This window comes from Amycolatopsis sp. NPDC104587 (genome assembly GCF_055583645.1).
The window spans coordinates 21858-35696 of the sequence record NZ_JBVJNO010000026.1 but is presented as its reverse complement, the minus strand read 5'-3'; the positions used below and the strand labels follow the sequence as shown (position 1 = coordinate 35696).

Here is a 13839-nt window from a genome sequence, read left to right as displayed (position 1 = left end):
TCACCCAGGGCCCCACTTTCGGTGGGCTCGCGGCCGCGTCGTCCCCGTGTCGCGCGGTGGATACCACCACGCGCGCTAGCGTGATGACCCGGAACGACGAGCAGGGAGGGGTTTCGGTGCGACTGGTGCGCCTGGAGCGGCAGCAGTCCCGGGTGGCCGACGACGTCCGGGCGGCGCTGGCGTCCCTGGGCCGCGGCAGCACCGTCGTCGGCGGGATCGCGCTGGTCGGGGTCGGCTCGGTGACCGAGCGCCCGATCGAAGCGGTAGTCCTGTTGCCACACGGGGTGATCATCGTGATCGGCGTCGACCTCCCGGACCCGGCGCTGCGCCTGGAAGCCCCGCTGGGGGCGGAGTGGAAGGCGGACGGCTGGCCCCTGGTCGCCGACGACGACGCGGTCAACCCGGCGACGGAGGCGTTGGACCTGTCCCAGGCGTGCGAGCAGCGCATCGTGTCCCTGGTGCCGGGAACGGCCCCGGTGGGGACGATCGTCGCGGTAGGACCGTACGTGGAGACGGTCGACCAGCCGGCGGGCGACCTGGCGGGCCCGGTCCGGGTCCTCCACCCGACCCCGACGACGATGCTGGCGGCGACGGTGTCGCTGGCCACGGCCCACCGGCCCCGATCGGTGGACCAGGTGCGGGCGTTGATCCGGGGGTTGGCTCCGGAGGCGCCGGAGCTGTCGGACGAGGTTTTGCTGGGGGAGGGCTTCAGCCGCTTTTCGGACGACTCGCCCCCGGAGTCCCTTTGGGACGGTGGTGCGGCGGTTTCTTCTGGGGCGGGTTCTCGTGCGCCGGGCCCAGTGGCGGCCGGCGCGGCTGCGCCGAGTTCTCCTGCGCCGGGCTCGGTGGCGGGCGGTTCACCCGGTCCGGTGGCATCGAGCGGAGCCGACTGGCGGACCAAGACACCGGCCTCGGCTGTCAGTGCTGCTTCGGAACCGGACCTTTCTGCCGCAGTGCCTGCGGTTTCTGCCGCATCCGAGGTCGCTCCGGACTCAGCTGCGCCCCGGGCGAGCACGAATTCTGCCGTCTCGAGCGGCACTCTCCCTGCCGAAACGCGGCCCGAGGCTGCGCAAGCGGGCTCTTCCGCAGCAGATCCCGCGCCTTTCGCTGCCGAGCGCACCGAGGTTCTCTCGTCTCTCACTGAGGGCGAGATCGAACCGGCGGAAACTCCCGCCCTGCCGGTGTTCCCCGGCACCGAGTCCTCTCCGCGACCCGCGGCTCCTGCCACGGAAACCGAGCGGACCGAGTCCCTCGAAGCCCCGGACACCGAGCAAACCGAGACTCTCCGCTTCCCCGGGAGCGCCCGACCTCAGCCCACCCGGTCCACCGAACCGGCGCAATCCACCGGAGCGACCGAGCCCGACGGATCCTCCCAAGCTACCGAGTCGACCGAGCCCGCACAGCCCACCGGAGCGACCCGGCCCATCGGAGTGGCCGAGCCCGCCGGGTTGACCGAGCCCCCCGACCCGGCGCAATCCACCGAACCGACCGAGCCCGCCGAACCAGCGCAACCCACCGACCCGGCCCAGGCCGCCAAGCCAACTCCCTCCACGGAGCCCGCCTCAGCCGCCGAGTCCACTTCGGCCACCAACGCAGTCCAGCTCCCCTGGCTCCCGAAACCGGCCGGTTCCTCCCCCACCGCCGAGGCCACCAGCGCAGCCGAGCTCCCCTGGCTCCCCAAGCCGGCCAGTTCCTCCTCTACCGAGACCGCAAAGCCCACTGAGCACACCGAGTCCAGCGAGCCCGCTCAAGCCGCCAAGTCCACTCCGGCCACCGGATCCGCGCACCCCCTCGGGCCGCCGTCCTTCCCCACTCCCCGGCCGCGCCCCGAACCCGCCGCCCGCGGCGCCACTCCGGCCTCGAAGACCGTCCGCTGGCTCCCCCTGGCCGCCATCGCTCTGCTCGTCGTCCTGGTCGTCGCCGCGATTGCCGTCGCCACCACCGGGGATGACACCGCCGCCGCACCCACTGGCCCGCCCACTCCCGCCACTCAGCCGCCCGGCTCCTCCGCCGGCGCCGCTCCTGTCGAGAGCCTTCAGTTCGCCCTGCGCGCCGCCGGGGGTGACCAACGGTGCGCCTCCCATGCCTTCGGGGATGCTCAAGCCAGCCTTCAGCAGACCAGCTGCGCCGGTGTGCGGCGGGCGAGCTACGCCGCCACCATCGATGGGCGGGCCGGGGCCGTCACCGTCGGGATCGTGCAGTTTCCCGATGCCGCTCAGGCCGCCGACTTTAAGGCCGTCGCCGACACCCCCGGCGGGGGCGGCATCCTCGACCTCGCCACCGAGACCGGCCAGTGGGGCGCCACCCAGCCGCCCCGCTTCGAGAACGCCGCCTACGCCAGCAAGGTCGAAGGCACCTCCGTGCGCCTGGTGCAGGCCGTCTGGGCGCCGGGACCGTCCACTCCGGACGATCCCGGCCTCACCCGGGCCGCGAAAGCCGCCCTGGACCTGCCGGCCCAGTAACCCTCAGAGCCCGTACGCCTCGAGCAGGCGCAACCACACCTCGCTGATCGTCGGGAACGACGGCACCGCGTGCCACAGGCGGTCCAGCGGCACCTCGCCGACGATCGCGATCGTCGCCGAGTGGACCAGCTCCGAGACGTCCTGGCCGACGAACGTCACGCCGAGCAGAACGTTCCGCTCGGTGTCGACCACCATCCGGGCCTTACCCGTGTACCCGTCGGCGTGCAGGGACGAGCCCGCCACCGCGATGTCGATGTCGACGACGCGGTCGGCCGAGCCGGGCCGGGCGTCCGCCAGGCCGACCGCCGCCACCTCCGGGTCGGTGAACACCACCTGCGGGATCGCGTGGTGGTCGGCCGTCGCGGTGAACGGGCTCCACGGCGAAGCCGACACCGGCTTGCCCTCGGCCAGCGCCGCCACCGTGTCGCCGGCCGCGCGGGCGCCGTACTTGCCCTGGTGGGTCAGCGGGGCCCGGCCGGTGACGTCGCCCGCCGCGTACAGCCAGCCACCGTCCACTGCGGACACGCGGCCGGTGTCGTCGACCTCCAGCGGGCGCCCGGGCTCGACGCCGAACGCCTCCAGGCCGAGCCCGGCCGTCGCGGGACGGCGGCCGGTCGCCACCAGGAACTCGTCGACGACGACCGTCTCGCCGTCCTTCAGCGCCAGCTCGGTGCCACCCTCGACGGCCGCGACGCGGGAAACGCCCGACTCCGTGTGCACGTAGACCCCGGCCTCACGCAGACCGTGCAAGACGAGGTCGCCGGCGAACGCGGCGTTACGCGGCAGCGGCCGCTCGCCGGTGATCACCAGGTGGACCTCCGAGCCGAGCGACGCGAACGCCTGCGCCATCTCGACGCCGACCACCCCGCCACCCAGCACGCCGAGGCGGCCGGGCACCGACGAAGCCGACGTCGCCTCCCGCGAACCCCACGGTTCGATCGTGTCGAGCCCGGGGATCGACGGCCGGCTCGGCACGCTGCCGGTGCAGACGATCACCGCGTGCCGCGCGGTCAGGACGCGGTCGCCGCCGACGGTCACCTCCCGCTCACCGGTGATCTCGCCGTGCCCGCGGACCGGCTCGATGCCGGCGCCGCGCGCCCACTCGACCTGGCCCGAGTCGTCACCCTTGCCGGTGAACCAGTCACGGCGGGCGAACACCGCGGCGGGGTCGATCTTGTCGCCGACCGGCACCCCGGGCACGCGCTTGGCCGCCGCGAGGAGATTTCCGGGCCGCAGCAACGCCTTGCTCGGGATGCACGCCCAGTACGAGCACTCGCCGCCGAAGCGTTCGTGCTCGACGAGGGCGACCTTCAGGCCGCCACGGGCCGCCCGTTCGGCGGCCACCTCCCCCACCGGACCCGCGCCGACCACCACTACGTCAAAAGTCTGTCCAGACATGGGTTCAGCGCACACCACCACGCGGGATCGCGCAAGCCAGCAGTTATCCTCGTCAGGAAGCTGCAAGACATCGGCGGCACCGGGTGCCGTCGGGCCCGGTGCGCGCGAGCAACCACGTTCGAGCACGGGAGGTTTGTCGTGGCCAGAAACACGGCTGTGCGGGTCCTGGACGATCTGACCGGGGACCCCGCCGGCGAGACGGTCGGGTTCTCGCTGGACGGCGTCGACTACGACATCGACCTCACCTTCGCCAACGCCGAGGCGCTGCGCGAGCTGCTGCAGCGCTACGCCGACGCGGGCCGGCGCGCCGGCGGCCGCAAGCGCCGGCCGCGGATCGTCCCGGGCGCGAAGAAGACCAAGGCGAAGGCCGCCCCCAAGACCGCAAAGCCGGTCGCCGGGCGCACGACAGCCGCCACCAAGGCCGCGGCACCGAAGACCACCGCCAAGGCCCCGGCGAAGAAGACCGCCGCGAAGGCCGAGCCTGCGAAGACCACCCGCGTGCGCAAGACGGCGGAGCCGAAGAAGACCACCCGCGCGGCCGCCCGCAAGGCGCCCACCGTCACGTTCTCGGCGGCCGAAAAATAAGTCCACAGTAGACAGCCTGACCCGAGCGCCCCAAGGGGCCCTTGGGTGCGTCTAACGCACCGAAGGGCCCCTTGGGTGCGTTCAACGCACCGAAGGCCACATTGGGGCGCTGGGGTCAGGCCGCGCGCTGGGAACCGTCCGCGTGCCAGGCCGGGTACCGGTAGCGGGTGTGCAGCAGCGCCCGCTGCCGGGCCAGCTCGGCCGCGGACGGCGGGCGCGGCACCAGCGTGCCGAGCAGCTGTGACGCCGCCGCCCGCACCGCCGCCTCGACCGCCGGGAAGCCGGGCCGCAGCCCGTGCTCGGCCAGCGACGCCACCGGGCTGCGGTGGGAGTCGAGCGGGCGCGGGTCCGGCGGCGCGCTGGTCAGGTACCGCCCGACCAGCTCCGCCGACGTCTCGACCAGCAGCGTCGAGTGGGCGAGCAGCCCGGTCTTGGTGCGGAACACCGCGAACCCGCACAGCTTCGCCTCGCCGACGAACAGCCCGCGGTCGCCGATCCGCGGCACCAGCCCGAGCTGGTCGACGGCGGCGCTCATCACCTGGCCGAGCGCTTCCAGCGGCCGGTCGGCGGGCCCGGGCAGGACCAGCGTCACGTTCAGGTTGCCCGGGTCGTGGAACACCGTGCCGCCGCCGCTCGCGCGCCGCAGCACCGGGACGCCGTCGCGCGAGCACGCATCGACGTGCACCTCCCGCGCGATCCGCTGCCCGCGGCCCACCACGACACAAACCGGGTTGCGCCAGAGCCACACGACCGGTGACTCGGGCGCAACCCGGAGGAGCGCTTCGTCGAAAGCGAGGTTCTCGGCCGGATCGGTGAACGCCGCGCGCACGTCCGACCCGGTTGTCATAACGCTTTGAGTTCCTCCACGATCTCGCCCACCGACGACTTGGCGTCCCCGAAGAGCATGCTGGTCTTCGGATCGTAGAACAGGTCGTTGTCGATGCCGGCGAAGCCCGAGCTCATGCCGCGTTTCAACACGATCACGGACCGGCTCTCGTTGACCTTGAGGATCGGCATCCCGTAGATCGGCGAGCTCGGGTCGGTCTGCGCGGCCGGGTTGGTGACGTCGTTCGCGCCGATCACCAGCGCGACGTCGGTCTGACCGAACTCGGAGTTGATCTCGTCCATCTCCTTGAGCTGCTCGTAGGGCACGTCGGCCTCGGCGAGCAGCACGTTCATGTGCCCGGGCATGCGCCCGGCCACCGGGTGGATCGCGTAGGCGACTGCGATGCCCTTCTTCTCCAGCAGCTTCGCCATCTCGCGGACGGTGTGCTGCGCCTGCGCCACGGCCATGCCGTAGCCCGGCACCACGACGACCTTGCTGGCGTACGCCATCTGGATCGCGGTGTCGGCGGCGCTGGTCGAACGCACCGGGCGCTCTTCCTTCGTGCCCCCGCCGGACGCGACCGCCGGACCGCCGCCGAAGCCGCCCGCGACGATCGCCGGGATGGACCGGTTCATCGCCTTGGCCATCAGGTTGGTCAGGATCGAGCCGGACGCGCCGACGATCATGCCGGCCACGATCAGCGCCGTGTTGTCCAGCGCGAGGCCCATCGCCGCGGCCGACAGACCGGTGAACGCGTTGAGCAGCGAGATCACGACCGGCATGTCCGCGCCGCCGATCGGCAGCACGACGGTGAGGCCGAGGATGCCGGCCGCGACGAGCAGCCCGACGATCAGCAGCCACGAGTTGCCGCCGGCGATGATGCCCACCGCGCACGCGAGGGCGATCAGCAGGAGCAGCGCGTTGACCGGCTGCTGCAGCTTGCCCATCGTGATCGGGCGGCCGCTGATCAGCTCCTGGAGCTTGCCGAACGCGACGTTCGAGCCCCAGAAGGAGATCGACCCGATGATCGCGGCGAACAGCGACGCGATCGCGATGTACGTCGGCTCGTGCGCGTAGCCGTCGGTGGAGTTGAACTCGACCCACGCGATGAGCGCGACCGCGCCGCCGCCGACACCGTTGAACAGGGCCACCATCTGCGGCATCGCGGTCATCTTGACCTTGCGCGCCGACGGCACGCCGACCACCGCGCCGATCGCGACGCCGAGGACGATCAGCAGCCAGTTGCCCATGCCCGGCGTCAGCAGGGTGGCGATGACGGCGATGCCCATGCCGACCGCGGCGATCCAGTTGCCGCGGACCGCGGTGCGCGGGCCGGTCAGGCCCATCAGGCCGTAGATGAAGAGGGCGAACGCGACGATGTAGAGGATCGCGACGAAGTCGGTCACTTGTCCTCCTCCTCGCCGGGCGCGGGCTTCTTGGCCTTGAACATCGACAGCATCCGGTCGGTGGCCAGGAAGCCGCCGACGACGTTGATCGTGCCGAAGGCGATCGCGATCACCAGCAGGATCTTGTTGAAGACGCCGTCGACGCCGAGGCCGAGCACGACCAGCCCGCCCAGCAGCACGATGCCGTGGATCGCGTTGGTGCCGGACATCAGTGGCGTGTGCAGCGTGTTGGGCACCTTGGAAATGACGGCGAAGCCGACGAACCCGGCGAGCACCAGCACCGCCAGGTTCTGCACCAGGGGACTCATGCCGGGCTCCCTTCGCGCCCGGCCACGCAGGCACCGGCGACGATCTCGTCCTCGAAGTTCAGCTCCAGCGCGCCTTCCTTCGTCACCAGCAGCTCCAGCAGCTCGGTGACGTTCCGGGCGTAGAGCTCGCTGGCGTGCGAAGGCATTTCGGCGGGCAGGTTCAGCGGGGAGGAGATGGTGACGTCGTGCTCCACGACGTCCTCGCCCGGCTTGGTCAGCTCGCAGTTGCCGCCGGTCTCGCCGGCGAGGTCGACGACCACCGACCCGGCCGGCATGCCCTTGACCGCGTCCGCGGTGACCAGGGTCGGCGCCTTGCGGCCCGGCACCAGCGCGGTGGTGATCACGACGTCGAACTTCGTGATGGCCTCGGTGAGCCGCCGCTGCTGCTCCTCGCGCTCCTCCGCCGTCAGCTCGCGGGCGTACCCGCCTTCGCCGACCGCTTCGATGCCGAGGTCCAGGAACTGCGCGCCGAGCGACTTGACCTGCTCGGCGACCTCGGGCCGCACGTCGTAGCCGGTGGTCTGCGCGCCGAGCCGTTTCGCGGTGGCCAGCGCCTGCAGGCCGGCGACGCCGGCGCCGAGCACCAGCACCTTCGCCGGCGGCACGGTGCCCGCCGCGGTGGTGAGCATCGGGAAGAAGCGCGGGAGCTTCTGCGCCGCGAGCAGCACGGCGCGGTACCCGCCGATGCTGGCCTGCGACGACAGCGCGTCCATCGCCTGGGCCCGGGAGATCCGCGGGACCGCTTCCATGGCGAACGCTTTGAGGCCCGCTTCGTCGAGCTTCGCGAGCCCCTCCGGGTTGCCGCGCGGGTCGAGGAAGCCGATGAGCACGGCGCCCCGGCTCAGCTTGGCGATCTCTTCCGGCGCGGGTGGGTTCACCTTGACGACGACCGACGCGCCCCAGGCGTCGCCGAGTTCGGCGCCCGCTTGGGTGTACGCGTCGTCACTCAGGTGCGCCCCGGCCCCGGCGCCCGGTTCGACGAGCACGCGCAGCCCGCGCTGCACGAGTCTCCCGACCAGTTTGGGCACCATGGCCACCCGGCGCTCCCCGGGGCGTGACTCGGCCACCACGCCCACGGTGAGCTGCTGATCCTGTTCGCTGTCCGCCACACGACCTCCTCATCGGCGAGGCACGATCCGTGGGTTGTACCACGCCGGACCGACAGTCCCCAGTGACGTGGGTCGCAAGTCCCGGGGATGTGCCAGAAGATACGAGCGTTGTGCCGGAAACGTTCAGCTCGTTTTCCAATGGGGGATCCCGAGCAGGACCAACCGCAGCCGTTTTTCCGCCGTTCCGGTGATTTTTGCGTCTTCACCAGGGCGCGCTTCCAGCAGTTCCACCGTCGTGGTGATCATTACGGAAACGATCAAGTCGGCCAGCATGTGCAGGTCTTCGGTGCTCCACGCCCGCAGCGGCGTGAACCGGGCGAGGTCGATCGCGAGATCACCGGAGAACATCCGCAGTTCGACGGCGATGGCGCGGGCGAGCGGGCCGCCGCCGTAGCGTTCGCGGGTGAGGAACCGGAAATGGTCCTCGTTCGCCCGGACGAATTGGTGCACGGTGGCGACCGAAGCGCTGATCATCCCCCGGTAGGTGTCCGGGTCGCTGCGCGCCGAGCGCATCATGCCGCGCAGGGTGCGGGTCGCTTCTTCGACGAGCGCGACGCCGAGCTCCTCCATCGAGGCGAAGTGCCGGTAGAACGCCGTCGGGACCAAACCGGCGCCCTTCGCGACCTCACGCAGGGAAAGGCTCGCGAACGGGCGGTCGGCCAGCAGCTCCAGTGCGGTGTCCAGCAACGCCTGGCGCGTGCGCTGCTTGCGCTCCTGGCGGCTTACGGGCTCTTCGGACACGAGGTCCAGCGTACGGATGTCCACCGCGTTGCTCACGTCACATCCTCCGCGTCGTTCGTTGACACGCAGTCCACTCCTGCAGTGCACTGTTGAGTGTACAGTCGTTCACTGTAATCGAGGAGGTCTCCGATGACGGCGCTCATCCCCCGGCGGGTGCGCAGCCTGGCCTCGCTGGCCGAAGCGCTGCTGACCCCGCACGGGATGGACCGCTACCTGGAGCTCGTCGACCCGATGCTGGTCCGCCGCGAGATCCGCGGCCTGGTCACTGCGGTGCGCAAGCAGACACCGGACACCGTCACGCTCACCGTGCGGCCCAGCCGCGCGTGGCCCGGCTTCACCGCCGGCCAGTACGTCCGCCTGCAGGTGGAGATCAACGGCGTCCGGCGCACGCGCTGCTATTCGCCGTGCGGTTCGCAGTACGACGGTGAGCTGGAGTTCACGGTCAAGGAGCAGGGCCTTGTCTCCGGGCACCTGAACCGCGCGATCGGCGCCGGCTCGGTGGTCGGTCTGTCCACTCCGGACGGCACGTTCACGCTGCCGGCCACCCGGCCCGGACGGGTGCTGCTGATCGGCGGCGGCAGCGGGGTCACGCCCGTGCTCGCCATGGTGCGCACCCTGGTCGCCGAGGGGCACGCCGGCGAGATCGTGTTCCTGCAGTACTCGAACGGCCCGGCCGACGCGCTCTACCGCACCGAGCTGGCCGAGCTCGCCGCCCGGCACCCCGGGCTGAAGGTCGTGCACGCCTACACCCACACCCAGGGCGGCGACCTGCGCGGGTTCTTCTCGCCGGAACACCTCGAGCGCGTCGCGCCGTGGCACCGCGACGCGGAGGCGTTCGTCTGCGGCCCGAAGCCGCTGATGGACGCCGTGCGTGACCAGCTGGGTGAACGGGTGCACACCGAAGAGTTCACGCCGCCGGCGTTGACCTTCGACACGGCGAACGCCGAGGGGCAGGTCCGGTTCAAGCGCAGCGACCGGGAGTGCGCCAACTCCGGGAAGCCGTTGCTGGAGCAGGCCGAGGAAGCGGGCCTGTCGCCGGAGCACGGCTGCCGGATGGGCATCTGCTTCTCCTGCACCCAGCTCAAGACCGCCGGCCGCGTCCGCAACGCCAAGACGGGCGAGGTCTCCGGCGAAGAAGACGAAGAAATCCAGCTCTGCATCTCCGTCCCGGTCGGGGACGTCGAGATCGACGCTTAAGGAGAACCGCCATGACCGGTCTGCAGGACCGCCTGACCCCGGAACAGGTCGAGGAGTTCGGCCGCGAGCTCGACGCGCTGCGGCAGCGGACCGTCGACAGCTTGGGCCAGGAAGACGTCGACTACATCCACGGCATCATCAAGACCCAGCGCGGCCTCGAGGTCGCGGGCCGCGCGCTGTTGTTCGCCGGGTTCTTCCCGCCCGCGTGGCTCGCCGGTGTCGGCGCGCTGTCGGTGGCGAAGATCCTCGACAACATGGAGATCGGCCACAACGTCATGCACGGCCAGTACGACTGGACGCGCGACCCGGCGCTGAGCTCGCAGCGCTTCGAGTGGGACACCGTGGCGCCGGCCGAGAACTGGCGGCATTCGCACAACTACATCCACCACACGTACACGAACATCGTCGACAAGGACCGCGACGTCGGGTACGGCATCCTGCGGATGGACACCGCCCAGAAGTGGCACCCGTACTACCTGGGCAACCCGGTGTACGCGACGCTGCTGGCGCTGTTCTTCCAGTGGGGTGTGATGCTGCACGACCTCGAGGTCGAAAACGTCGTCAAGGGCGAGCGGTCGTGGGCCGACAACGCGCCGGTGCTCCGGCGCATCCTGCGCAAGGCGTCGCGGCAGGTCGGCAAGGACTACGTGCTGTTCCCGCTGCTGACCGGGCCGCTCGCGCCGCTGACCTTCGCCGGCAACGCGACCGCGAACCTGGTCCGCAACCTGTGGTCGTTCTCGATCATCTTCTGCGGCCACTTCCCGGCCGACGTCGAGAGCTTCACCGAGGAGGAGACCGCTTCCGAGTCCCGGGGCCAGTGGTACCTGCGCCAGATCCTGGGTTCGGCGAACATCTCCGGCGGCCCGCTGTTCCACATCATGAGCGGCAACCTGTCCCACCAGATCGAGCACCACCTGTTCCCCGACATCCCGGCGCGCCGCTACCCGGAGATCGCCGGCGAGGTGCGCGCGATCTGCGAGAAGTACGGCCTGCCGTACCACACGGGGCCGCTGCGCAAGCAGCTCTGGTCGGTGGCGAAGAAGATCGTGAAGCTCGCTCTTCCGCAGAGTTCGCCGTCGCCGGTTACCGTGGAACCCGACCGGCAGCTCCGAGCAGCGTGAGGGTGACATGGTGGGCCAGTTCGAACGAGACAAGGACACCCTGCAGGTGATCACCGAGTCCGCCGCGACCCACGTCGGCAACATCGCCTCGATCATCACGGGAGCGATCCGCGACATCGCCCGCGAGACCGGCGACTGGCTGACCGACGTGATCGAGATGCGCGAGGCGGCGCAGAAGGCCCGGGACGACGACCCGGACGCCCCCTGACCCGAGCGCCCCAATGTGGCCTTCGGTGCGTCAGACGCACCCAATGTGGCCTTCGGTGCGTCTGACGCACCCAAGGCCGCCTTGGGGCGCTCGGGTCAGGCTTCCTTGCGCTTGGCGAACGCCGTCGGGCGGTCCTCCCACGGGGCGTCCGCCGGACGGGCCGGAGCCCCTCCGGTGACCACCGCGTGCGCGGCCAGCACCCCGGACACCGTGGCGCCGTTCACCAGCTCGCCCGCCAGGGCCATCCGCACGGCCTCGGCGAGCGGGAACTTCCGGATGACGAGGTCCGCCTCCTCCTCGCCGAGCACGTCCCGGTCCACATCGGACAGTCCACGGGCCAGGAAGACCCGCACGACCTCGTCGGTGAAGCCGGGCGACGCCGCGACGTCGACCAGCGTCACCCAGTCCGCGGCGGCCAGACCGGCCTCCTCGACGAGTTCCCGCTTGGCCGTGCCGACCGGGTCCTCGCCGAGGTGGTCGATCAGGCCCGCGGGCAGCTCCCACAGCCGGTGCCCGATCGGGTGCCGGTACTGGTGGATCAGCGTGACCTGCTGCGACTCGTCCAAAGCGACGATCGCCACCGCGCCCAGGTGCTCGATCACCTCGCGGACCGCGGTGCCACCGCCCGGCATCACGACGTCGTCGATCCGCAGGCCGACCACCCGTCCGATGTGGACGTCACGGCTGGAAGCGACGGTGAACTCGTGCTCGCCCGGCGCGGTCACCGGGCGGCCACGGGGGCTTCGGGCAGCTCGACCGGCAGCCGCTCGGCGACCTTGCGGTCCACCACGGCCTTGACGAACGCGCTGAACAGCGGGTGCGGCCGAGTCGGGCGGCTCTTGAGCTCCGGGTGCGCCTGCGTGCCGACGAAGAACGGGTGCTTGTCGGCGGGCAGCTCGACGAACTCGACCAGGCGGTCGTCCGGCGAGGTGCCGGAGAAGACCAGGCCGGCGTCGGTGAGCTGCTTGCGGTAGGCGTTGTTCACCTCGTAGCGGTGGCGGTGGCGCTCGGACACCTCGGTGGTGCCGTACGCCTTCGCGACCTGCGAGCCCGGCTTGAGCTTCGCCGGGTACGCGCCCAGGCGCATGGTGCCGCCCATGTCCCGCTCCCCCGCGACGACGTCGCGCTGGTCGGCCATCGTCGAGATCACCGGGTGCTTGGTGTTCTCGTCGAACTCCGACGAGCCGGCGTCGGCGATGCCGGCCAGGTGCCGGGCGCCCTCGATGACCATGCACTGCAGGCCGAGGCACAGGCCGAGCAGCGGCACCCCGCGCGTGCGGGCGTACTCGATCGCGCCGACCTTGCCCTCGATGCCGCGGATGCCGAACCCGCCCGGGATCAGCACACCGTCCACATCGGACAGCACGGACGCCGCGCCGGACGCGGTCTGCGCGTCGTCGGAGGCGACCCAGACGATCTCGACCTTGGCGCGGTGGGCGAACCCGCCCGCGCGCAGCGCCTCGGTGACCGACAGGTAGGCGTCCGGCAGGTCGATGTACTTGCCGACGACGGCGACCCGGACGACCTCGTTCGGGTTGTGCACCCGGTCGAGCAGGTCACCCCACACCGTCCAGTCGACGTCGCGGAACGGCAGCCCGAGGCGGCGGACGACGTAGGCGTCGAGCGCCTCGCCGTGCAGCACCTTCGGGATGTCGTAGATCGACCGCGCGTCCGGGCAGGCGATGACGGCCTCGGTGTCGACGTCGCACATCAGGCCGATCTTGCGCTTGAGGTCCTCGGGGATCTCGCGGTCGGCCCGGCAGACCAGCGCGTCGGGCTGGATGCCGATGTTGCGCAGCGCGGCGACCGAGTGCTGGGTCGGCTTCGTCTTGAGCTCGCCCGAGGGCGCCAGGTACGGCACCAGCGAGACGTGCAGGAAGAAGCAGTGGTCGCGGCCGACGTCGTGGCGGACCTGGCGGCACGCCTCCAGGAACGGCAGCGACTCGATGTCGCCGACCGTGCCGCCGACCTCGGTGATGACGACGTCCGGCGTCTGGCCGGCCTCGTCGGGCTCGGCCGCGGCGGTGATCCGGGACTTGATCTCATCGGTGATGTGCGGAATGACCTGCACCGTGTCGCCGAGGTACTCGCCGCGGCGCTCCTTGGCGATCACCTCGGAGTAGACCTGGCCGGTCGTGACGTTGGCCTTGCCGTCGAGGTCGCGGTCGAGGAAGCGCTCGTAGTGCCCGATGTCGAGGTCGGTCTCGGCGCCGTCGTCGGTGACGAACACCTCACCGTGCTGGAACGGGTTCATCGTCCCGGGGTCGACGTTGAGGTACGGATCGAGCTTCTGCATCGTGACGCGAAGCCCGCGCGCGGTAAGGAGTTGTCCCAGGCTGGAAGCCGTGAGTCCTTTACCCAGAGAGGAGGCGACGCCTCCGGTGACAAAAACGTACTTGGTAGCCCGTGACTGAAGTCCCACGGGCCGCCAGCATATCCGAAGGCTCCGGATCCGCGCGGCGGGACATGCCCTAAGCC

13 protein-coding genes are annotated in these 13839 nt (G+C 71.0%); 5 read left to right on the top strand and 8 right to left on the bottom strand.

Annotation, left to right across the window (positions count from 1 at the left end):
* Positions 1–56: 56 nt before the first annotated feature.
* Positions 57–2462 (top strand): hypothetical protein, encoded by a 2406-nt coding sequence (locus ACZ61C_RS46520; RefSeq protein WP_465314410.1) that lies wholly within the window; start codon positions 57–59, stop codon positions 2460–2462.
* Positions 2463–2465: 3 nt separating this feature from the next.
* Here ACZ61C_RS46520 and ACZ61C_RS46515 read toward each other — a convergent pair whose 3' ends face one another.
* The gene (locus ACZ61C_RS46515; protein WP_465314409.1) at positions 2466–3860 is read right to left on the bottom strand and encodes a dihydrolipoyl dehydrogenase family protein; all 1395 of its coding nucleotides are present in this window, start codon (positions 3858–3860) and stop codon (positions 2466–2468) included.
* A gap of 138 nt (positions 3861–3998) precedes the next feature.
* Here ACZ61C_RS46515 and ACZ61C_RS46510 point away from each other — a divergent pair, with 138 nt between their 5' ends.
* Positions 3999–4445 carry an Lsr2 dimerization domain-containing protein gene (locus ACZ61C_RS46510; protein ID WP_465314408.1) on the top strand — a complete coding sequence of 149 codons (447 nt, stop codon included), beginning with the start codon at positions 3999–4001 and terminating at the stop codon, positions 4443–4445.
* Positions 4446–4560: 115 nt separating this feature from the next.
* Here ACZ61C_RS46510 and ACZ61C_RS46505 read toward each other — a convergent pair whose 3' ends face one another.
* From ACZ61C_RS46505 to ACZ61C_RS46485, 5 genes are all read right to left on the bottom strand, one after another.
* On the bottom strand, positions 4561–5292 hold the full coding sequence (locus ACZ61C_RS46505) for a lipoate--protein ligase family protein (RefSeq protein WP_465314407.1): 732 nt from the start codon (positions 5290–5292) through the stop codon (positions 4561–4563).
* Positions 5289–6677: an NAD(P)(+) transhydrogenase (Re/Si-specific) subunit beta gene (locus ACZ61C_RS46500; protein WP_465314406.1), complete on the bottom strand. Its 1389-nt coding sequence runs from the start codon at positions 6675–6677 to the stop codon at positions 5289–5291. Before ACZ61C_RS46500 ends, ACZ61C_RS46505 begins: the two co-directional genes overlap by 4 nt.
* Complete coding sequence (locus ACZ61C_RS46495; protein WP_465314405.1) at positions 6674–6985, bottom strand: NAD(P) transhydrogenase subunit alpha part 2; 312 nt, start codon at positions 6983–6985, stop codon at positions 6674–6676. Before ACZ61C_RS46495 ends, ACZ61C_RS46500 begins: the two co-directional genes overlap by 4 nt.
* Positions 6982–8094 (bottom strand): Re/Si-specific NAD(P)(+) transhydrogenase subunit alpha, encoded by a 1113-nt coding sequence (locus ACZ61C_RS46490; protein ID WP_465314404.1) that lies wholly within the window; start codon positions 8092–8094, stop codon positions 6982–6984. The genes ACZ61C_RS46495 and ACZ61C_RS46490 overlap by 4 nt, the downstream gene beginning before the upstream one ends.
* A 123-nt stretch (positions 8095–8217) precedes the next feature.
* The gene (locus tag ACZ61C_RS46485) at positions 8218–8871 is read right to left on the bottom strand and encodes a TetR family transcriptional regulator (protein WP_465314403.1); all 654 of its coding nucleotides are present in this window, start codon (positions 8869–8871) and stop codon (positions 8218–8220) included.
* A gap of 93 nt (positions 8872–8964) precedes the next feature.
* Here ACZ61C_RS46485 and ACZ61C_RS46480 point away from each other — a divergent pair, with 93 nt between their 5' ends.
* The 3 genes from ACZ61C_RS46480 to ACZ61C_RS46470 are packed head-to-tail and all read left to right on the top strand — an operon-like array spanning position 8965 to position 11361.
* Positions 8965–10032 carry a ferredoxin reductase gene (locus ACZ61C_RS46480; RefSeq protein WP_465314402.1) on the top strand — a complete coding sequence of 356 codons (1068 nt, stop codon included), beginning with the start codon at positions 8965–8967 and terminating at the stop codon, positions 10030–10032.
* An 11-nt stretch (positions 10033–10043) separates the two neighbouring features.
* Positions 10044–11153, top strand: a complete 1110-nt coding sequence (locus ACZ61C_RS46475) for a fatty acid desaturase family protein (protein ID WP_465314401.1) — start codon at positions 10044–10046, stop codon at positions 11151–11153.
* A gap of 7 nt (positions 11154–11160) precedes the next feature.
* On the top strand, positions 11161–11361 hold the full coding sequence (locus tag ACZ61C_RS46470) for a hypothetical protein (RefSeq protein ID WP_257921124.1): 201 nt from the start codon (positions 11161–11163) through the stop codon (positions 11359–11361).
* Between the two features lie 95 nt (positions 11362–11456).
* On the opposite strand, the gene ACZ61C_RS46465 is transcribed toward ACZ61C_RS46470, so the two are convergent.
* Both ACZ61C_RS46465 and ACZ61C_RS46460 read right to left on the bottom strand, forming a co-directional pair.
* Positions 11457–12086, bottom strand: coding sequence for an NUDIX domain-containing protein (locus ACZ61C_RS46465; RefSeq protein ID WP_465314400.1), 630 nt, complete (start codon positions 12084–12086; stop codon positions 11457–11459).
* Complete coding sequence (locus ACZ61C_RS46460; protein ID WP_465314399.1) at positions 12083–13783, bottom strand: CTP synthase; 1701 nt, start codon at positions 13781–13783, stop codon at positions 12083–12085. Before ACZ61C_RS46460 ends, ACZ61C_RS46465 begins: the two co-directional genes overlap by 4 nt.
* Positions 13784–13839 lie beyond the last annotated feature (56 nt).

Bases quoted from the DNA above. Each gene is read 5' to 3' on its own strand.
- ACZ61C_RS46505 (WP_465314407.1), bottom strand. From the start codon at position 5,292: ATGACAACCGGGTCGGACGTGCGCGCGGCGTTCACCGATCCGGCCGAG.
- ACZ61C_RS46475 (WP_465314401.1), top strand. From the start codon at position 10,044: ATGACCGGTCTGCAGGACCGCCTGACCCCGGAACAGGTCGAGGAGTTC.
- ACZ61C_RS46515 (WP_465314409.1), bottom strand. From the start codon at position 3,860: ATGTCTGGACAGACTTTTGACGTAGTGGTGGTCGGCGCGGGTCCGGTG.
- ACZ61C_RS46495 (WP_465314405.1), bottom strand. From the start codon at position 6,985: ATGAGTCCCCTGGTGCAGAACCTGGCGGTGCTGGTGCTCGCCGGGTTC.
- ACZ61C_RS46470 (WP_257921124.1), top strand. From the start codon at position 11,161: ATGGTGGGCCAGTTCGAACGAGACAAGGACACCCTGCAGGTGATCACC.
- ACZ61C_RS46480 (WP_465314402.1), top strand. From the start codon at position 8,965: ATGACGGCGCTCATCCCCCGGCGGGTGCGCAGCCTGGCCTCGCTGGCC.